This window comes from Chromobacterium subtsugae (genome assembly GCF_035919665.1).
Classification (GTDB): Bacteria; Pseudomonadota; Gammaproteobacteria; order Burkholderiales; family Chromobacteriaceae; genus Chromobacterium; species Chromobacterium subtsugae.
Window position 1 is genome coordinate 4,589,345 of the sequence record NZ_CP142381.1, and the last position, 18,007, is coordinate 4,607,351.

22 protein-coding genes and 5 tRNA genes are annotated in these 18,007 nt (G+C 66.5%); 9 read left to right on the plus strand and 18 right to left on the minus strand.

Annotation, left to right across the window (positions count from 1 at the left end; translation table 11 throughout):
* The first annotated feature begins 22 nt into the window (after positions 1-22).
* Positions 23-667: an orotate phosphoribosyltransferase gene (pyrE, locus tag U6115_RS21925; RefSeq protein WP_043571937.1), complete on the plus strand. Its 645-nt coding sequence runs from the start codon at positions 23-25 to the stop codon at positions 665-667.
* Complete coding sequence (locus U6115_RS21930; RefSeq protein ID WP_043571935.1) at positions 667-1,263, plus strand: DUF4124 domain-containing protein; 597 nt, start codon at positions 667-669, stop codon at positions 1,261-1,263. The genes pyrE and U6115_RS21930 overlap by 1 nt, the downstream gene beginning before the upstream one ends.
* 9 nt (positions 1,264-1,272) lie before the next feature.
* Here the strand turns inward: U6115_RS21930 and U6115_RS21935 are convergent, their stop codons facing one another.
* Positions 1,273-1,602 carry a hypothetical protein gene (locus U6115_RS21935; protein WP_043571934.1) on the minus strand — a complete coding sequence of 110 codons (330 nt, stop codon included), beginning with the start codon at positions 1,600-1,602 and terminating at the stop codon, positions 1,273-1,275.
* Between the two features lie 186 nt (positions 1,603-1,788).
* Here U6115_RS21935 and kdpA point away from each other — a divergent pair, with 186 nt between their 5' ends.
* Positions 1,789-3,594, plus strand: a complete 1,806-nt coding sequence (gene kdpA, locus U6115_RS21940; protein WP_043571932.1) for a potassium-transporting ATPase subunit KdpA — start codon at positions 1,789-1,791, stop codon at positions 3,592-3,594.
* Here the strand turns inward: kdpA and U6115_RS21945 are convergent.
* From U6115_RS21945 to cutA, 8 genes are all read right to left on the minus strand, one after another.
* A complete protein-coding gene (locus U6115_RS21945) occupies positions 3,591-3,980 on the minus strand; it encodes a YbaN family protein (protein WP_043571931.1) in 390 nt (129 codons plus the stop codon). The two genes, kdpA and U6115_RS21945, sit on opposite strands and share 4 nt — an antisense overlap.
* Positions 3,977-4,558, minus strand: a complete 582-nt coding sequence (locus U6115_RS21950; RefSeq protein ID WP_043571929.1) for a biliverdin-producing heme oxygenase — start codon at positions 4,556-4,558, stop codon at positions 3,977-3,979. The genes U6115_RS21945 and U6115_RS21950 overlap by 4 nt, the downstream gene beginning before the upstream one ends.
* A 201-nt stretch (positions 4,559-4,759) precedes the next feature.
* Positions 4,760-4,835, minus strand: a tRNA-Lys gene (locus U6115_RS21955).
* 34 nt (positions 4,836-4,869) lie between these two features.
* Positions 4,870-4,945, minus strand: a tRNA-Lys gene (locus U6115_RS21960).
* A 36-nt stretch (positions 4,946-4,981) separates the two neighbouring features.
* Positions 4,982-5,057, minus strand: a tRNA-Lys gene (locus tag U6115_RS21965).
* A gap of 25 nt (positions 5,058-5,082) precedes the next feature.
* Positions 5,083-5,158, minus strand: a tRNA-Lys gene (locus U6115_RS21970).
* 28 nt (positions 5,159-5,186) lie between these two features.
* Positions 5,187-5,262, minus strand: a tRNA-Lys gene (locus tag U6115_RS21975).
* Between the two features lie 123 nt (positions 5,263-5,385).
* Positions 5,386-5,733, minus strand: a complete 348-nt coding sequence (cutA, locus tag U6115_RS21980; protein WP_043571927.1) for a divalent-cation tolerance protein CutA — start codon at positions 5,731-5,733, stop codon at positions 5,386-5,388.
* Position 5,734: 1 nt separating this feature from the next.
* Between cutA and U6115_RS21985 the strand changes: the two genes are divergently transcribed.
* The gene (locus tag U6115_RS21985) at positions 5,735-6,178 is read left to right on the plus strand and encodes an FxsA family protein (protein ID WP_043571925.1); all 444 of its coding nucleotides are present in this window, start codon (positions 5,735-5,737) and stop codon (positions 6,176-6,178) included.
* Here U6115_RS21985 and U6115_RS21990 read toward each other — a convergent pair.
* Entirely contained in the window at positions 6,172-6,468 is a 297-nt protein-coding gene (locus U6115_RS21990) for a DUF167 domain-containing protein (protein ID WP_043571923.1), read from the minus strand. The two genes, U6115_RS21985 and U6115_RS21990, sit on opposite strands and share 7 nt — an antisense overlap.
* A gap of 77 nt (positions 6,469-6,545) precedes the next feature.
* Between U6115_RS21990 and U6115_RS21995 the strand changes: the two genes are divergently transcribed.
* From U6115_RS21995 to U6115_RS22015, 5 genes are all read left to right on the plus strand, one after another.
* A complete protein-coding gene (locus U6115_RS21995) occupies positions 6,546-7,010 on the plus strand; it encodes a Dps family protein (RefSeq protein WP_043571921.1) in 465 nt (154 codons plus the stop codon).
* 96 nt (positions 7,011-7,106) lie between these two features.
* On the plus strand, positions 7,107-7,964 hold the full coding sequence (locus U6115_RS22000; protein WP_047258138.1) for an energy transducer TonB: 858 nt from the start codon (positions 7,107-7,109) through the stop codon (positions 7,962-7,964).
* A 14-nt stretch (positions 7,965-7,978) separates the two neighbouring features.
* Positions 7,979-8,356: a hypothetical protein gene (locus tag U6115_RS22005; protein WP_043571920.1), complete on the plus strand. Its 378-nt coding sequence runs from the start codon at positions 7,979-7,981 to the stop codon at positions 8,354-8,356.
* 28 nt (positions 8,357-8,384) lie between these two features.
* A complete protein-coding gene (locus U6115_RS22010) occupies positions 8,385-8,798 on the plus strand; it encodes an acyl-CoA thioesterase (protein ID WP_043571918.1) in 414 nt (137 codons plus the stop codon).
* Positions 8,799-8,818: 20 nt separating this feature from the next.
* A complete protein-coding gene (locus U6115_RS22015) occupies positions 8,819-9,304 on the plus strand; it encodes a TlpA family protein disulfide reductase (protein WP_043571916.1) in 486 nt (161 codons plus the stop codon).
* A gap of 93 nt (positions 9,305-9,397) precedes the next feature.
* Here U6115_RS22015 and U6115_RS22020 read toward each other — a convergent pair whose 3' ends face one another.
* The 8 genes from U6115_RS22020 to def all read right to left on the minus strand — a co-directional run bounded on the left by U6115_RS22020 (position 9,398) and on the right by def (position 17,882).
* The gene (locus U6115_RS22020) at positions 9,398-10,159 is read right to left on the minus strand and encodes a HesA/MoeB/ThiF family protein (RefSeq protein WP_173427799.1); all 762 of its coding nucleotides are present in this window, start codon (positions 10,157-10,159) and stop codon (positions 9,398-9,400) included.
* A 63-nt stretch (positions 10,160-10,222) separates the two neighbouring features.
* On the minus strand, positions 10,223-11,491 hold the full coding sequence (locus U6115_RS22025; RefSeq protein ID WP_043571914.1) for a sigma-54-dependent transcriptional regulator: 1,269 nt from the start codon (positions 11,489-11,491) through the stop codon (positions 10,223-10,225).
* The gene (locus tag U6115_RS22030) at positions 11,491-13,602 is read right to left on the minus strand and encodes a sensor histidine kinase (RefSeq protein ID WP_043571911.1); all 2,112 of its coding nucleotides are present in this window, start codon (positions 13,600-13,602) and stop codon (positions 11,491-11,493) included. The genes U6115_RS22025 and U6115_RS22030 overlap by 1 nt, the downstream gene beginning before the upstream one ends.
* Positions 13,602-14,174, minus strand: coding sequence for a DUF4390 domain-containing protein (locus U6115_RS22035; RefSeq protein ID WP_230623319.1), 573 nt, complete (start codon positions 14,172-14,174; stop codon positions 13,602-13,604). The genes U6115_RS22030 and U6115_RS22035 overlap by 1 nt, the downstream gene beginning before the upstream one ends.
* Positions 14,161-15,411, minus strand: coding sequence for a 16S rRNA (cytosine(967)-C(5))-methyltransferase RsmB (gene rsmB / locus U6115_RS22040; protein ID WP_043571995.1), 1,251 nt, complete (start codon positions 15,409-15,411; stop codon positions 14,161-14,163). Before rsmB ends, U6115_RS22035 begins: the two co-directional genes overlap by 14 nt.
* A 72-nt stretch (positions 15,412-15,483) precedes the next feature.
* Positions 15,484-16,341, minus strand: coding sequence for a zinc metalloprotease HtpX (htpX, locus tag U6115_RS22045; protein ID WP_043571909.1), 858 nt, complete (start codon positions 16,339-16,341; stop codon positions 15,484-15,486).
* A gap of 41 nt (positions 16,342-16,382) precedes the next feature.
* A complete protein-coding gene (gene fmt, locus U6115_RS22050) occupies positions 16,383-17,306 on the minus strand; it encodes a methionyl-tRNA formyltransferase (protein ID WP_043571906.1) in 924 nt (307 codons plus the stop codon).
* Between the two features lie 72 nt (positions 17,307-17,378).
* Positions 17,379-17,882: a peptide deformylase gene (gene def, locus U6115_RS22055; RefSeq protein WP_043571904.1), complete on the minus strand. Its 504-nt coding sequence runs from the start codon at positions 17,880-17,882 to the stop codon at positions 17,379-17,381.
* Between the last annotated feature and the right edge of the window lie 125 nt (positions 17,883-18,007).

Below are 18,007 nucleotides of genomic sequence, written 5' to 3' on the forward strand. Positions count from 1 at the left end.
ACGATTTGATAAAGGAGTAAGGATGAGCGATTTCCGTCAGGATTTTATTCGTTTTGCGCTCGACAAGCAGGTTTTGAAGTTTGGCGAGTTCATCACCAAGGCAGGCCGCAAGTCGCCCTACTTCTTCAACGCCGGCCTGTTCAACGACGGCGCCTCCACGCTGAGCCTGTCGCGCTTCTACGCCAAATCCATCACGGAAAGCGGCATTGCGTTCGACATGCTGTTCGGACCGGCCTATAAAGGCATCATCCTGGCGGCCGCCGCCGGCATGGCGCTGGCCGAGCAGGGCCGCAACGTGCCTTTCGCCTACAACCGCAAAGAAGCCAAGGACCACGGCGAAGGCGGCACCCTGGTCGGCGCGCCGCTCAAGGGCAAGGTGCTGATCATAGACGATGTGATCTCCGCCGGCACCTCGGTGCGCGAATCGGTAGAACTGATCCGCGCCGCCGGCGCCGAACCGGCCGGCGTAGCCATCGCGCTGGACCGGATGGAGCGCGGCCTGGGCGAATTGTCGGCGGTGCAAGAAGTGGCGCAGCAGCATGGCCTGCCGGTGGTGGCCATCGCCACCCTGAAAGACCTGCTGGGTTTCCTCGAGCATAGCCCGGAGCTGGCCGCCCACCTCGATGCGGTGCGCGCCTACCGCGCTCAATACGGAGTCAACGACTGATGACGCGTCTGGCCGGCCTTTTCACCCTGTTGTCGTGCGCGGCGGCCTTTGCCGGCGGCGCGCTGTACAAGTGGGTGGACGACGCCGGCCGGGTGCATTACAGCGATTCTCCGCCGCTGCAAAGCCAAAGCGGCGGGGTGGCCGAACTGAACAAGCAGGGCAGCGTCAGGAAACCGGCAGAGAGCGACGCGCAGCGCAAGGCGCGCGAAGCGTCCGCCGCCGCCGCCCTGCTGCTGCAGCAAAGACAGCAGGACGCCGCCCGCCACGACCAGGCGCTGATTCAGAGCTACCCCTCGCTGGCCGACCTGAAGGCCGACCGGGAAAGGCAGCTGTCGGTGCTGCAATCCGCCTATCACGCGCTGGAGTTGCGCGCCCAGGGCCTGCTGCTCCAGCAGCGCGACCTGCAAAAAGACCTGGACCTGAGCGCCAAGCTGCGCCAGCCGCCGCATCCTTCCACCACGCACAATCTGCAGGCCTTGCGCCACGAACAGCTGGATCTCGACGCGCTGATCCGCGCCAAACGCGGCGAATTGGACGCCTTCCGCCGCAAGATGCAGCAGGACATCCAGCGCTACCAGCAGCTGAACGCCCGCTGACCCGCCATCCTACTGCCCGCTGTCCTTGCGCTGCCAGGCCTGGTTCAGGCCCTGCGTCGCGCCTTGCAGCATCTGCTGCGCGCTGTTCTGCGCCGCGGCTGCAGTGGCCAGATCCGCATTCGCCTTGTCCAGCGCCGCCTGGGCGCCGGCCAGCCGCTGCTCGGCCAGCGTCTTGGCGTCCTGCGCCGCCTTCAGCCTGGCGTCCGCCTGCGTCTGCTGGCTTTGCGCCTGCTGAAAAGCCATCTGCGACGCCAGCAGCTGCTCGTCCGCCGTCTGCGCCCACGCGGCGCCGGATGCCAGCGCCGCCGCCAACAGCGCGCCCGCCTTATCTATTCTCATCGCATTCCTCCGGGGCACATCGCCCAATCGCCGTATTATGCGGCAAGCCGCGCCTTGATGACATTCTTACATCCCGCCGGCAAATTCTTAGCTCACTTTAACAGGCGCTTTCTTACAGTACGCGGCAAGAAGGCGCCCCGGCAGTCCTGCCGGCCACCGCCCCCCATTTCGCCGCGAGACCCACCCATGCCGACATATTCGCTGCTGCAACTCGGACTGTTCCTGCTGGCCCTGCTGGCCTTGATCAAACCCGCCGGCCATTACATGTTCCTGGCCATGGCCGGCAAGCCGCCATTGCTGGCCGGCCCCGGGCGCTGGCTGGAGACTCGGCTCTACCGGCTGGCGGCGGTGGAACCGGAGCGAGAGATGGGCTGGAAAAACTACGCGATCAACCTGCTGCTGTTCCAACTCGTCGGCGTCCTGTTCCTCTACCTGCTGCAACGCTGCCAAGCCTGGCTGCCCCTCAATCCCCAATCCTTCCGCTCCGTCGCTCCCGATTCCGCCTTCAACACCGCCGTCAGCTTCGTCAGCAACACCAGCTGGCAAGGCTATGCCGGCGAAACCACCTTGAGCCACCTCAGCCAGATGCTGGGCATCAACGCGCAAAGCTTCCTCTCCGCCGCCAGCGGCATGGCGGCGCTGCTGGCGCTGCTGCGCGGCCTGACGCGCCAGTCGAGCGCGACGCTGGGCAATGTCTGGGTGGATCTCACCCGCTGCACGCTGTACATCCTGCTGCCGCTGTCCTTCATCCTGGCGCTGATTTTCGTCCAGCAGGGCGTGCCGCAGACGCTGGCGGCAGGCCGAACCGTCGCCACGCTGGAAGCCAGCCACTACCGGGTACCGCTGCAGGATGCGCGCGGCAACGCGCTGAAAGACGCGGATGGCCGGCCGCTGCTGCAGCAGTTGAGCGCGCGCCAGCAATACCTGGCGCTGGGGCCGGTGGCCTCGCAGGAGCCGATCAAGATCATGAGCGGCGACGGCGGCGGCTTTTTCAACGCCAACTCCGCCCATCCGTTTGAAAATCCCACTCCACTCACCAACTTCCTGCAACTGCTGACCCTACTGATCCTGCCCGCCGGCCTGTGCCATGCCTTCGGCCTGATGGCCGGCGACACCCGCCAGGGCTGGACCATCGTCGCGGCGATGAGCCTGATGATGGCGCTGGGAGCGGCGGCCTGCATGCGCAGCGAAATAGCCGGCAATCCGCTACTGAGTCCGGCCCTGGTGGACCAGAGCCATGGCGCGCGGCAAAGCGGCGGCAATATGGAAGGGAAGGAGACGCGCTTCGGCGCGGCCGGTTCGGCGCTGTACGCCGCCGTCACCACCAGTTCCGGCGACGGCGCGGTCAACGCCATGCACGACTCCTTCACGCCGATAGGCGGCATGGTGCCGATGGTGATGATGCAGACCGGGGAAGTGGTGTTCGGCGGCCCCGGCGCCGGCCTCTACAGCATCGTGATCCACGCCATCCTGGTGGTGTTCGTCGTCGGGCTGATGATAGGGCGCGCGCCGGAATACCTGGGCAAGAAGATAGAGGCGTTCGAAACCAAGATGATGGCGGCGGTGTTGCTGCTGGCGCCGGCGCTGATATTGCTGCAGTCGGCCATCAGCGTCAGCGTGCCGGCGGGGCTGGCCGGCCTCGGCAACCCCGGCGCCCACGGCCTGAGCGAGGTGCTGTACGCCTACACATCGGCCGCCAACAACAACGGCAGCGCCTTCGCCGGGCTATCGGCCAACACGCCGTTCTACAACCTCATGCTGGGCATCGCGATGTGGTTCGGCCGCTATGGCGTGATCGTGCCGGTGCTGGCGCTGGCGGGTTCGCTGGCCGCCAAGCCGAGGCGCGCGCCCGGCGCCGGCACCTTGCCCAGCCACGGCCCGCTGTTCGCGCTGCTGCTGATCGCCGCCATCCTGCTGGCGACGGCGCTGACCTATCTGCCGGCGCTGGCGCTGGGGCCGGTAGCCGAACACATCACGCTGGCCGTCCCTTAGGCATCGGCCGGCCGCGACGGCCGGCTCAGCAGGTACAACAGCACCGACAGCTCGATCGCCGCCACCAGCCACGGCACCCAATGCGGCGGCCGCGACAGCAGCAATGCGATGAAGCCGACGCCCATGCCGAAAGCGGCGAAGCATTTGGCCTTGACCGGCACGATGCGCTGCTCGCGCCAGCGCCTGAGCCCGGGGCCGTATCTGGGGTGGTTCAGCAGCCTGGCCTCCAGCCGCGGCGAGGATTTGCTGAAGCAGGCCAGCGCCAGGATCAGGAAGATGGTGGTGGGCATCACCGGCAGCACGGCGCCGATCACGCCCAGCGCCACCATCAGGCAACCGCCCGCCAGATACAGCCAGCGCACGGCGGGATGGCGGGCTTCGTTCAAGCGTACACCTGGTCCAGATGCGCGTTCATGCAGGCGAAAGCCGCCACCGCGCCGGCGGTGACGCGCGCTTCCGCCGCCTCGTCCAGATTCAGGCCATCCAGCGCCGCGGTGAAGGCGCGCCAGTGGCGGGCGCGGCCGTCCGGATGGCCGGCCAGGTGGCGGGCGCCGCAATTCTCGTCCAGCCCAAGCTTGCCGGCCAGCTTGTACAGGATGGCGGCGCCGAGCTTGGAACCCTCCACCACGTACAGCCAGCCCATCGCGGTGGCGACGTCCAGGGTTTCGCTGATCGGCGCGTCCCGGAGCTGCGGCAGCGGCCGCTGCAGATCGGCCAGATCGGCGGCGATGCTGTGATAGCGGCGGCGCTCGGCCAGGTCGGGGAACAGCTCGGCCAGCTCCGGATTGTCGTACAGCGCGTCGGCGTCGCGCAGGAAGCGGTATTGCGCGTCCAGGAAACGGGCGTAGTTGTCGCGGCTGGCGAACGGCTGCTTGGCCATGATGCGCTGGTCCAGCTGGTCGTGGGTGGCGTGGGTGCGGGCTTTCAGGTCCTGGGTGCGGGTGGTGTCGATTATGGTGTTCATTGCGGCGCTTCCAATGGAATCCCGCCGCGCGGGGGCGGCGGAAAGACATGCGCGGCGGCCTGCCAGCCGTCGCGCAAATAAATAGTAATGATAACCATTTTTATTTAATACTGAAAGCGGAAAGCCACCAGGCACGCGCAGCGTGCGCGCCGGAAACGCAAAAGGCCCGATCGGATCGATCGGGCCAGATACATGAATTCTTGGTGGGTCGTGCGGGATTCGAACCTGCGACCAACGGATTAAAAGTCCGCTGCTCTACCAGCTGAGCTAACGACCCATGGGGGATGCGTGTCGGGGAGATGCAGGGATGGTGGTGGGTCGTGAGTGGCTCGAACACTCGACCTACGGATTAAGAGTCCGCTGCTCTACCAACTGAGCTAACGACCCATCCTGAACTGCATTGACAACAGATAAGCGCTTGATTGGTGGGTCGTGCGGGATTCGAACCTGCGACCAACGGATTAAAAGTCCGCTGCTCTACCAGCTGAGCTAACGACCCGCACAACGTACGGCGCATGTCTGGATGGTGGGTCGTGAGTGGCTCGAACACTCGACCTACGGATTAAGAGTCCGCTGCTCTACCAACTGAGCTAACGACCCGTCCGGAACATGCAGTACAAGCTTCTCGTGGTGGGTCGTGCGGGATTCGAACCTGCGACCAACGGATTAAAAGTCCGCTGCTCTACCAGCTGAGCTAACGACCCACGAGAGTCCGCAACTATAATGAAACCCTTCCGCAGCGTCAAGCCATTCTGTGAAAAATATTTTCAGCGCATGCCTGGCGGCGGGAACGAAATCCGCCGCCAAACAGTCGCAATACAGCCGAATCAAACATCGTCACTTGAAACCACGCTGGAAGATACCCATGTCAGGTAGGAGGGCAAGCCGCGCTCCAGCGGCAGCGCGACGATCTCCGGCACCTGGTACGGGTGCAGCTCGGCCAGCCGCCGCTCCAGCCGCGGATAGGCGGCGCGGACGGTCTTGATCAAAAGCGGGGTTTCCTCGGCGCGCTCCACCGCCTCCTGCCAGCGGTATACCGACTGGCAAGGCGGCAAGATATTGACGCAGGCGGCCAGCCGTTCCGCCACCAGCGTCGCCGCAATCTGTCCGGCCAACTGCGGATCGGGTACATTGCAGACGACCAATAAACAATCGCTAGATGGAAAAGTATTCAAGATGCGCGCGCTCCTGTTGCTGTTGCTGATCTACCCGTTCGCCGAAATCGCCGTGCTGGTGGCGCTGGCCGACCACATCGGCGGCCTGGCGGTGTTCCTGCTGGTGCTGCTGTCGTCCATGCTGGGCCTGTGGATGCTGCGCAACCAGAAGCTGGGCGCGCTGCTGACGCTGGGCAGCGTGATGCGCCAGGGCGAAAAGGTTTCGCTGTACTCGCTGCTGTGGCCGCTGCGCTACGCGCTGGCCGGCCTGCTGTTCCTGCTGCCCGGCCTGCTCAGCGACGCCTTGGCGGTGCTGTTGCTGTTGCCGATAAAAGGCCCCGACATCCAGATTCCGACCGGCGGCCCGCGGCCGACCCACGGCCCGGACGCCGGCGCCGGCGACGTGATCGAAGGCGAATACAGCCGCGTCGACGACAAGCCGCGGCCAGGCCGCCACCTTCAATGAACGTCGAACAGGCTCAGCACCGCGGCCGCGTCCAGCGCGCAGCCGATTTCCACCACCTTGCGGCGGCTCTTGTCGCCGGACAGCAGCGCCACCTCCCGCCTGGCCACCCCGAAGCGCTCGGCCAGCCAGGCCAGCAGCGCGGCATTGGCCTTGCCATCCACCGGCGGAGCGGCCAATCTGATCTTCAGGCAATCGCCGTGCTCGCCGGCGGCTTCGGTCTTTCTGGCGCCGGGCTGCACGTGCAGCGTCAGCCTCACCCGGCCCTCATCGCATCGCAACCAGGTTTTCATCGCCATTTTCCGCTCAAAACGGAAAGTGTAGTCCAAAACGCGGCCAGGCAGCAGAGCCGCCACTCAGGAGCTTAGTCATGGATATCGGCATCAACGAACAAGACAGGCAGGACATCGCCCATGGTTTGTCCCGCCTGTTGGCCGACAGCTACACCCTGTACCTGAAAACCCATAATTTCCACTGGAACGTCACTGGCCCGATGTTCAACACCCTGCACCTGATGTTCGAGGCGCAGTACAACGAAATGGCGCTGGCGGTGGACCTGGTGGCCGAGCGCATCCGCGCGCTGGGCCATTACGCGCCGGGCAGCTACGCCGACTACGCGCGCCTGACCTCCATCCCGGAAGCCAACGGCGTGCCCAAGGCCGACGACATGATCCGCCAGCTGGTGGAAGGCCACGAAACGCTGTGCCGCACCGCGCGCGGCATCTTCGCCGTGGTGGAGAAAGCCGGCGACGAGCCCACCGCCGACCTGCTGACCCAGCGCCTGCAGGTGCACGAGAAGACCGCCTGGATGCTGCGCAGCCTGCTGGAGAAATAATCCGGCATCCGGCCTGCGCCGAATCGGCAACGCCGCGCCTTGCGCGGCGTTTGCCATTGCAGCCGTGCTAAAATCCGCCAAAGTCCGGAATACGCCATGGCCGACCACCTGTACCGCACCCGCCTCTCCGCGCCCAACAGCCGCCTGCTATGGCTGATGGCGGCGCTGTCGCTGCTGCTGCACCTGTTGCTGCTCAGCCTGGCCGGCCTGCCGTCCGGCGCATCGGCGCCCGCGCCGGAAAGCGCGCTGCAGATCAGCATCCGCCTGCAGTCCACGCCCGCGCCGGCGCCGCCGGACATCGCGCGCGTGGCCGAAAACGACCATCAGGGCGCCGGCAATACCGCCGAGGCCGGGCATCTGCTCAGCCGCAGCGCCATGCCGGCCCGCGCCGCCGAAGCCCAAGCCGCGCCGCCTCCTCCGTCAGCGCCAGCCGCCAAGCCCGCCCCGATAGTCAAGCCTGAAACCGCTCCGGCCAAGCTGACGGCCGCCCCGGCCGCCAGCGCCAGGCCGCCCAGCGCCGGCTCGCTGCTGGCACAGGTCGGAGAACTGGCCCGCAGCGGCGGCGACAACGCCGTCGCCGACAGCGACCTGGAAAGCGGCCAGGCCGGCGCCGACATCGGCGCCGCCGCCCGCGGCTACCCCTGGGCGCGCTATCAAGCCGACTGGCGGCTGAAAGTGGAGCGCATCGGCAACCTCAACTACCCGGCCGAAGCCCGCCGCTTGGGGCTGCACGGCGCGGTGACGCTGGAGGTGACCATAGGCGCCGACGGCAGCCTGCAGGCGCAGCGGGTCACCCGCTCGTCCGGCAGCCCGGTGCTGGACGAGGCCGCGCGCCGCATTGTCGAGCTGGCCTCGCCATTTCCGCCGTTTCCCGCGGCGCTTTCGCGCGGACCGGCGCTGCGGATCAGCCAGCGTTTCGTCTTCACCCGCGATAATCTGTTATCCAGCCATTGAATCAAGGATCCATCATGTTCGAAGTCAACCGCAGCGTCGCGCTGCTCCGCCCGCAAGCGCCCTTCCTCGCCTGGCTGAAAAGCCTGCCCGGCGGCCTGGACCACAATCTGAGCCTGGAGCAGCTGTCCGCCAACTGCAACGCGCTGCTGATCCCGCCCGTCGACGACTACGACGACGCGCGCGCCTTCGTGCTGGCGCAATACCGCCAGCTGTTCGAAGCTGAGCTGGCCGATTGGTGCGAGGACGACAGCCTTTGGCCGCAGAATCTCAGTCCCAACCTGTTCCAACAATGGTTCAAGCTGGAAATCCACGGCGTGCTGACCGACCTGGTGGACCAGCCGCTGGAACGCGAAGCTTTCGTGCCGCTGAACCTGGACGGCGACGCCGAATAACGCAGCACCACGACAAAAGGGGAAACACATGGCGCATCACACCCGGATCAAGGTCCGCGGCTACCACCTGGACCTGTTCGGCCACGTCAACAACGCCCGCTATCTGGAATTTCTGGAAGAGGCGCGCTGGAACCAGTTCGAAGACGAGGGCAACCTCGCGCTGTTCCTGGAATCGGGCCTGGCGCTGGTGGTGGTCAACATCAACATCGACTACCGCCACCCGGCCACCATGGGCGACCAGCTGCTGGTGGAGACCGGCGTGCAGTCGATAGGCAAGCGCAGCGCGGTCATCCATCAGCGCGTGCTGCTGGAAGGCAGCGACACCGTGGTGGCCGAGGCCGACGTCACCTTCGTGGTGTTCGACGCCAAGCAGAACAAGGCGGTGGCGCTGGAAGGCCCGCTGCAGGAACAATTGCAAAAGATGATGGCCCAACCGGCCTGAACCTTGGACGGGGACGCGACATGAAGAAGGGTCTGATCGCGGCGCTGGCGCTGCTGGCCATCGCCGGCATCGCTTATTCGCTGCTGTTTAGCCGCAATCCGGCGCCGGAAGTGAAGCTGACCTCGCTCGCCGGCGTCAGCACCAGCACTGCGGCGCTGAAAGGCAAAGTGGTCCTGGTGAATTTCTGGGCCACCAGCTGCCCGGGCTGCGTGGAAGAAATGCCGGAAATCAAGAAGCTGCACCAGCAATACGCCGGCAAGGGGCTGAACGTGGTGGCGGTGGCGATGAGCTACGACCCGCCCAACTACGTGCAAAGCTTCGTCGCCCACAACCAGCTGCCCTTCTTCGTGGCGCTGGACCCGCAAGGCGAGGTGGCCAAGGCCTTCGGCGACATCCAGCTGGCGCCGACCACCTTCCTGATCGACAAGCAGGGCAACATCATCAAGCGCTATGTCGGGGTGATGAACTTCCCCGAAGTGCGCCAGCTGATCGAGCAGCAGCTGTAGACCATGGTAGGGCGGAAGCCCCTGCGGGGCGTTTCGCCGCTACCAACACCCCCACGCTTCAGGCGGAACGCCCGGCAAAGCCGGGCTTCCGCCCTACTCTCCGCACACCGCGCAAGCCAGGTCGCGCGGCACGCGGATCTGGCGGAAATCGCCGCGCAGCGCGTCGTACAGGGTCAGCCGCCCCAGGCTGGGCGCGATGCCGGCCAGCAGCTTGACCGCCTCCGCCGCCTGCAGGCTGCCGATCACGCCCACCAGCGGCGACAGCACGCCGAAGGTCGCGCACGGGCCGTCGCTCGCCTCGCCCTCCTCAGGAAACAGGCAGTGGTAGCACGGCGAGGCGGCGTCGCGGCTGTCGAATACCGCCAGCTGGCCGGCGAAGCGCACCGCCGCGCCGGACACCAGCGGCACCCGCGCAGCCACGCAGGCGCGGTTGACTGCGTGGCGGGTGGCGAAGTTGTCCGAGCAATCCAGCACCAGGTCGTGCGCCGCCACCTCCTCGATCAGGCGCTCGCCGGACAGCCGCTCGGCCAGCGGCCGGACTTCTATCGATGGATTCAAGGCCAGCATGCGCCGCGCCGCCGACTCGGCCTTGCCCTGCTTCAGGCTGGCGGTGTCATGGGCGATCTGGCGCTGCAGATTCGACAGCTCCACCGCGTCGTCATCGGCGATGGTGATGCGGCCGACGCCGGCGCTGGCCAGGTACAAGGCAGCTGGCGATCCCAACCCACCGGCGCCGACGATCAGCGCGCGCGCCGCCAGTAGCCGGCGCTGGCCTTCGATATCAATCTCGGGCAGCAGGATGTGGCGGCCGTAGCGCAGCAGCGCCTCGTCGTCCAGTTCGCGCGGGTATTCCATGTCATGGCGCTCCAAAATGCAAAACGCCAGCCGGCAGGCTGGCGTCGATGGCCGGCGGCGGATTTACTCCTCCGCCACCTTGCGGGCGAACTTTATGCCCAGTTGCTTCAGCTTGCGGTACAGGTGGGTACGTTCCAGTCCCACTTTCTGCGCCACCCGGCTCATATTGCCGTTTTCCAGCGAGATGTGGTACTCGAAATAGCGGCGCTCCAGCTGTTCGCGCAATTCGCGCAGCGGGATGTTGAAGTCGAAGCCCGACTCCTCCACCGGCTTTTCATGGCGGAACTGCGCCAGCACCTTGTTGACCTCGCCGGCGTCCACTTCGTCGGACTCCGCCGTCAGCGCCAGGCTCTTGATGATGCTGCGCAGCTGCTCCAGGTTGCCCGGCCAGTCATACTGGCGCATCGCGTTGAGCGCGGCGGTGGTCAGCTTGCGCGCCGGCACCTGCTTGGACTCCACCAGCTCCACCAGGATCTGCTCGGCGATGAAGGTGATGTCTTCCGAGTGCTCGCGCAGCGGCGGAATCGGCACGATCACACTGGACAGCGCCGTCAGCAGGCGGTTGTCGCACTCCGGATCCACCAGCAGCTCCTGCAGCGGACGGCTGCACGAACACAGCAGGCGCACGTTGAAGCGATCGAGCTTGGACAGCAGGAACAGCAAGCCCTGCTGCACGCGGCGGCTGTACTGGCCGATCTCCGGCAGGTAGAGCACGCCGTTGTTGGCCTTCTGCAGCAGTTCCAGCGGCGCGTCGGCCAGCTGTTCCAGCTTGGCCGGCGTCACCCACGGCGTGTTGCCCTGGTGGAAAAAGCGCGCCACCAGTTCGAAGCCGGAGCCGGACTCGCCGGTCAACAGCACCGGCGACTTGACCTTGGCCACGCGTTCCAGCTGGCGTTTCAGCTCCTGGATAGGCTCGCTGCGGCCCAGCTTGTCCAGGTTCAGCGAGGTGTTGGCCTGCATGTCGCCGTATTTCAGCGCGCGCTGCACGGTGGTCAGCAGCTTCTGCAGCGCGATCGGCTTCTCCAGGAAGTCGAAAGCGCCGATGCGGGTGGCTTCCACCGCGGTGTCTATGCTGGCGTGGCCGGACATCATCACCACCGGCATGTTGAGCAGGCCGGACTTGGCCCACTCCTTCAGCAGCGTGACGCCATCGCAATCCGGCATCCAGATGTCGAGCAGCACCAGCGCGGGACGCGTCTGGTTGCGCAACTGCCGGGCTACTTCGGCATTTTCCGCCAGGGCCACGGTATAACCTTCGTCCTGCAGGATCTCGGAGAGCAGTTCTCGGATACCGATCTCGTCGTCCACAATCAAAATATCGCTGCTACGCATTAGGCCTCCAGCAATGGCAGGGAGAGAAGGACGCGCGCACCTTGCTGTTCGGCATTCCCCAAAATGACCTGTCCATGGTGTTCTTCCATAATCTTCTTGACCACGGCCAGTCCAAGACCGGTTCCCTTGGCTTTACTGGTCACATAAGGCTCGAACGCGCGCCGGAGGATGTCGGGGCTGAAGCCCGCGCCATTGTCCTCGACGCAAACGAGCACGTTTCCTTCTTCTTGTCGGCTGCTAATTTGAATCATCGGGATGCCAACGTCAAGGACTGCATCCTGGGCGTTCTGCATCAGGTTGTGCAACACTTGCCGAAGCAGGGCGGCGTCGCCCATGATCATCGGCGGAACCTCGTCCAGCGCAATCTTAACAGCAGGATTGGATTCGTAAAGGGTCATCACTTCGCGGATCACCTGATTGAGATCAAGTTTGACCAGTTTGATCCGCGGCGCGCGGGCGTAATCGCGAAAAGCGTCCACCATGCTTTTCAGCGCGCCGACCTGCTTGATGATGGTGTCGGTGGCGCGTTTGAGCATGTCGGCGTCGTTGCCTTCCAGCTTGTCCGCCAGCTTCATCGCCAGCCGTTCGGCCGACAGCTGGATCGGCGTCAGCGGGTTGCGGATCTCGTGCGCCAGCCGCTTGGCCACCTCGCCCCAGGCCGCGTCGCGCTGCGCGCGGGCCAGTTCGGTGATGTCGTCGAACACCAGCACGTAGCCGTCGCTGGAGTGCTCCGGCAGCCGCGCGCCGCGCACCAGCAGCGTGCGCTCGCCCTGGCTGGTTTCATAGTTCAGCTGGGTCTGCCAGTCGCTTTCCACATCGCTGTCGGTATGCTCCATCACGGTCGCCACCAGCGGCTCCACCGCCGGCATCACCTCGCCCCACTCCGGGAAGCGGTGCTCCGCCAGATGATTGAACTCCACCCCCAGAATGCGCGAGGCGCTGGTATTGGCGGCGCGGATCTGCCAGTCGCGGCCGAAGGCTATCACTCCGGCCGACAGGTTGGCCAGGATGCTTTCCAGGTACAGCTTGCCGCCCTCCAGCTCGCCGCGGCTCTTGTCCGCCACCTGGCGCGCCTCGTCCAGCTGCTGCGTCATGCGGTTGAACAGCGTGGTCAGCATGCCCAATTCGTCGCGGCGGTACACCGGATGGCGCTTGGAGAAGTCGCCCTGCGCCACCGCCCGGGTGCCGGCCGCCAGCTCGGACAAGGGCGCCGACAGCCGTTCCGACAGGAACAGCGCGAAGGCCAGCGCCGCGGTCAGCGCCAGCAGCACCGCCAGCGCCAGCGTCAGCATGTAGAAGGTGCGCAGGCCGTGGCGCGCCAGCAGCAGCTGGCGGTATTCGGAACGGGCGCTTTCGATCTGCTCGGCGTCGCGGCTGATGTCGGCGGGCGCGGCCTGCTGCAGCTGCAGCACCCGCACCTGCTCGTCCGGCATCCGGTAGGCCAGCAGCACCCGCAGCATCAGGCCGCTGTTGCCGTCGTTTTCTATGCTTTGCTGCGGCGAGCGCAGCTTGACCGCGCGCAGGGCCTCGCGCGTCGGCGCCGGCCCCTGCGGCCGGGCGGACGCGGAAGCGAAGGCCAGCATCTGGCCGCTGCCGCGGTTGAAGATGGCGACCTCGCGCAGGCCCAGTTGTTCGCGCAGGCGCTCCAGCCGCGCCGGCAGCTGGCTGTCCGGCAGCGGCTCCACCTCGTCCAGCACCAGCCGGCTCTTGCGGCCGACATCGTCCAGCACGTAGTTGAGCGCGCTGCGGCCCAGCACCAGGCCACGGTCCAGCGCCGCCTCGACGCGGACGTCGAACCAGCTTTCAATGCTGCGGGTGAGGAACTGCGCCGACACGGTGAACACCAACAGGCCGGGCACCAGCGCCACGCCGGCGAACATCAGCGCCAGCCGCTGGGTCAGCTTGGCGCCGAACACCCGGTTCTTCACCCGCTGGCGCAAGCGCCACAGCTGGCGGCCCACCACGCTGAGCAGGGCCAGCAGCAGCAGGCTGTTGAGGCCGAACACCCACCAGTAGTAGTCGTTGAGCTTTGAGGCGTTGCCGGTGGCCACGGCCAGCAGGTAGAGCAGGATCGCCCCCAGCGTCGCCATCGCGATGGTGGCGTAGCGCATCAGCCGCCGTCCTTGATGTCGAGCTTGACCCAGTCGGAATCCAGCGACCAGTCGTCGGAGCCCAGCGCGTTCATCTGGAAAGGCTTGGGCAGATCGCCGATGTCGAGCAGCAGCCGCACCTGGCCGGCCACCTGGCCCGGCTTTCTGGGGTCCAGCGTGCCGGGATTGAGCACCCGCCAGCCCTGGATCGCGCCGATAGCCGCCAGCGCCTCGCGCAGGCTGGGGTAGTAATTGGACAAGCTGCCGATGCTGACGCGGTAGCGGCCGGTCAGCGACTGGTAGGACAGTTTGAAACTGAGCTGCGCGTGCGGGTCGAACCACTCGCGCAGGCTCAGGTAATAGGCGGTGGTGCGCGGCTTGATCAGCTGGAACTCCAGCCGAAAACCCAGCGACACCCCCTGCTGCAGCGCTTCGCTGAGGCTGGGGGTGAGCTTGGTGAGAAACCGGGTGCTGACCGACAGCGTGCCGTCAGCCATCACTTCGGCTTCGGCGCGGCGCGGCGCGATGGCGTCCGCCTGCGCCGCCGGAATCAGACAGCACAGCAGGCCCAGCAGCAGGCTAATGTTTCTCAAGCAGCGCGTAATAGAAGCCGTCATGACGCTCACAGGGCAGCAGTTGCTCCTGCCTCGGGCACGCCGCATCCGGGTGGCGCTGCAGGAAGCTTTCCAATTGCTGTTGGTTTTCTTCGGGAAAAATCGAGCAGGTAGCGTATAGCATTTTTCCGCCGCTGGCGAGCAAGGGCCACAACGCGTCCGCCATCGCCGCCTGCTGGCGGCCCAGCGCGGCGAAATCGCCGGGGCGGCGCAGCCATTTGATGTCGGGATGGCGGCGCACCACGCCGGAGGCCGAGCACGGCACGTCGGCCAGGATGCGGTCGAACAGCTGGCCATCCCACCAGCTGTCGGGCCGGGCGGCGTCGGCCTCGCGCAGCTGGGCGGTGAGGCCCAGCCGTTCCAGATTGTCCGCCACCCGCGCCAGCCGCGCGGCGTCGATGTCCAGCGCCGTCAGCTCGATGTCGGCCAGCTCCAGCATGTGGCCGGTCTTGCCGCCCGGCGCGGCGCAGGCGTCCAGCACCCGCTGGCCGGGCTGCAGGTCCAGCCAGTGCGCGGCGCGCTGCGCGCCCTCGTCCTGCACCGACACTGCGCCGTCGGCGAAGCCAGGCAGCTCGCGCACCGCCACCGGCTTGGCTAGCCGCACCGCCTCGCCGCCCAGCGCTTCCGCCTCCATGCCGGCGGCCCGCAGCCGCGCCAGGTAGTCGGCCGCCGCGCCGTCGCGGCGGTTGACCCGCAGCGTCAGCGGCGGGTGGGAGTTGGCGGCGGCCATCACCTGCCGCCATTGCTCTGGATAAGCCGCCTGCACCCGCTGCAGCCACCAGCTGGGATGGTTGCAGTTGGCCACCGGATCGCGCTCGGCCAGCTGGACCAGCTCGTCGCGCCGGCGCAGGAAATTGCGCAGCACGCCGTTGACCAGGCCCTTGAAATTGCCCTTGGCCAGCGTGCCGGCCAGCGTCACCGCCTCGTTGACCACCGCGTAGCTGGCGGCGCGGGTGTGCTGCAATTGATAGAAGGCGATGACCAGCACCCGCTCCAGCTGCGGCTCGGGCAGCGGCTTGGGCACCAGCTGGCGCAAATGGTGCCGCAGCGCGCCCAGATGGCGCAGGCTGCCGTAGCTGAGATCCTGCAGCGCGCCGCGCTCGGCGGCGGATAGATTGGGCGCCTGGCGGTGGGCGGCGGCCAGCGCCTCGGTCAGAGTGGTGCCGGCCTCGACGCGGCCCAGAATGTCCGCGGCCAACTGCTGGATATGATGCATGGCGTGTCTTTCGATAAAACAAGGCCAGTCCCGCGCGGAACTGGCCCTCATGGCTGTTTCAAATATAAACGTTCAATACGCGCCGCGCGCCAGCGCGTTCAGGCGCTCGATGCGTTCGGCGGTGTGCGGGTGGGTGCGGAACAAGTCGCCCAGGCCCCCGCCGCCGGACAGCGGGTTGATGATCATCATCTGCGCCGTTTCCGGGTGCGCCTCGGCCGTCGGCATCGCGATGCCCTGCGCGTAGTACTCGATCTTCTGCAGCGCCGACGCCAGCGCCAGCGGGTCGCCGGAAATCTCCGCGCCGCCGCGGTCGGCTTCGAATTCGCGCGCGCGCGAGATCGCCATCTGGATCAGGCTGGCCGCCACCGGCGCCAAAAAGGCCATCGCCAGGCGCGGCAGCAGGCCGACCGGCTGGCCGTTCTCGTCGCGGCCGCCGAAGAACATGGCGAAGTTGGCCAGCGCGGAGATCGCGCCGGCCATGGTGGCGGAAATGGTGGATATCAGCGTGTCGCGGTGTTTGACGTGGGCCAGCTCGTGCGCCATCACGCCGCGCAGCTCGCGGTAGTCGAGCATGCGCATGATGCCGCTGGTGGCGGCCACCGCGGCGTTTTCCGGATTGCGGCCGGTGGCGAAGGCGTTCGGCTGCTCCTCGTGGATCACGTAGACGCGCGGCATCGGCAGGCCGGCGCGCTGCGCCAGCTCCGCCACCATGCCGTAGAACTCGGGCGCGCTATTGGCGTCCACTTCCTGCGCGTTGTACATCGACAGCACCATGCGGTCGGAATTCCACCAGGCGAACAGATTCATGCCGCCGCCGAACAGCAGCGCCAGCAGCATCCCCGCCTTGCCGCCTATCATGCCGCCTATCAACGCGAACAAGGCCATGATCGCGGCCATCAGCACCGTGGTCTTCAGCCAGTTGTCGTTCATGTTCTACCCTTATCTGCTTTGTGGTCCAGAGGCTTGGAAACTCAAACGCCCAGCCGGGTTCCCGCCGGCAGGCTCTTGCCGGCGACGAAATCGCGCGCCGCCAGCCGCTTGCCGCCGGCCGCCTGCAGCACGGTCAGCCGCACCAGGCCGTGGCCGGCGCCCACCAGCACGCCGTCGGCGTCGGCGGACACCACCGCGCCCGGCTCCGCGGCGCCGGCCTCGGCAACCGCCATCCACAGCTTCAGCGGCTCGCCGCCAAGCGTGGTGAAGGCGCCCGGCGCCGGATTGTAGGCGCGGATGGCGCGGGCGACGTCCTCGGCCGGCAGCGTCCAGTCCACCTCCGCCTCGGCCTTGGCCAGCTTCTGCGCGTAGGTGACGCCGTCTTCCGGCTGTTTTTGCGGCGCGATCGCGTCCAGGCGGCCCAGAGTCTCGACGATGGCTTGCGCGCCGCAAGCGGCCAGCTTGTCGTGCAGCGAGGCGGCGGTTTCGTCGGCGGCGATCGCCAGCGGATGGATGCTCAGCATGTCGCCGGTATCCAGGCCGACGTCCATCTGCATGATGGTGATGCCGGTTTCGCCGTCGCCGGCCAGGATCGCGCGCTGGATAGGCGCCGCGCCGCGCCAGCGCGGCAACAGCGAGGCGTGGATGTTCAGGCAGCCGCGCGCCGGAATCTCCAGCACATCCCGCGGCAGGATCAGGCCGTAGGCAGCCACCACCATCAGCTCGGCGCCGATGTCGCGCAGCATCTGCTGCGCCTCCAGGTTGCCGCGCAGCGTTTCCGGCTGCTCGACGCGCAGACCGTGGGCCAGCGCCACTTCCTTCACCGGGCTGGGCTTCAGCTTCATGCCGCGGCCGGCCGGCCGGTCCGGCTGGGTCAGCACCAGCGCGATCTCATGGCCGGCGGCGATCAGCTCGCGCAGCGCGGCGGCGGCGAATTCCGGCGTGCCGGCAAAAATCAGTTTCATCGTCAGGGCTTTCCGCTAAATGACAGCGGCGCCGTCGCGCGGCGCCGCCTGCTCCTGGCCATCCGGCCTGGCTTACATATTCTGTTTTTCGCGCTTTTTCAGCTTGGTCTTGATGCGGGTCTGCTTCATCTGCGACAGCCGCTCGACGAACACCACGCCGTTCAGGTGGTCGATCTCGTGCTGGATGCAGATCGCCAGCAGGCCGTCGGCCTCCAGTTCGAACGGCTTGCCGTCGCGATCCAGCGCCTTCACCTTGACGTGCTCGGCGCGGGTCACCTTGTCGTAGATGCCGGGCACCGACAGGCAGCCTTCCTCGTAAACGGTTTCGCCGTTCTTCTCGACGATTTCCGGGTTGATGAACACCCGGCGCTCGTCGCGCTCTTCCGAGATGTCCATCACCACCAAGCGGCGGTGGTAGTCGACCTGGGTGGCCGCCAAGCCTATGCCCTTGGCTTCGTACATGGTCTCGAACATATCGTCGATCTGCTGCTGCAACGCGGCGTCGAAAACCTCCACCGGCTTGGCCACGGTGTGCAGTCTATCGTCCGGGTAATGCAAAATGTTCAACAGCGCCATTGGTATTTATTCACTCCAAGTTGTCGTATTGCCGCGCCCGCGCCGATAATACAGCCATCCGACGCAGCTTTCGTTCCGTCCCCGCTCCGGGCCCCGGGCCTGCCGGCACCAAGATTGGGATTCAT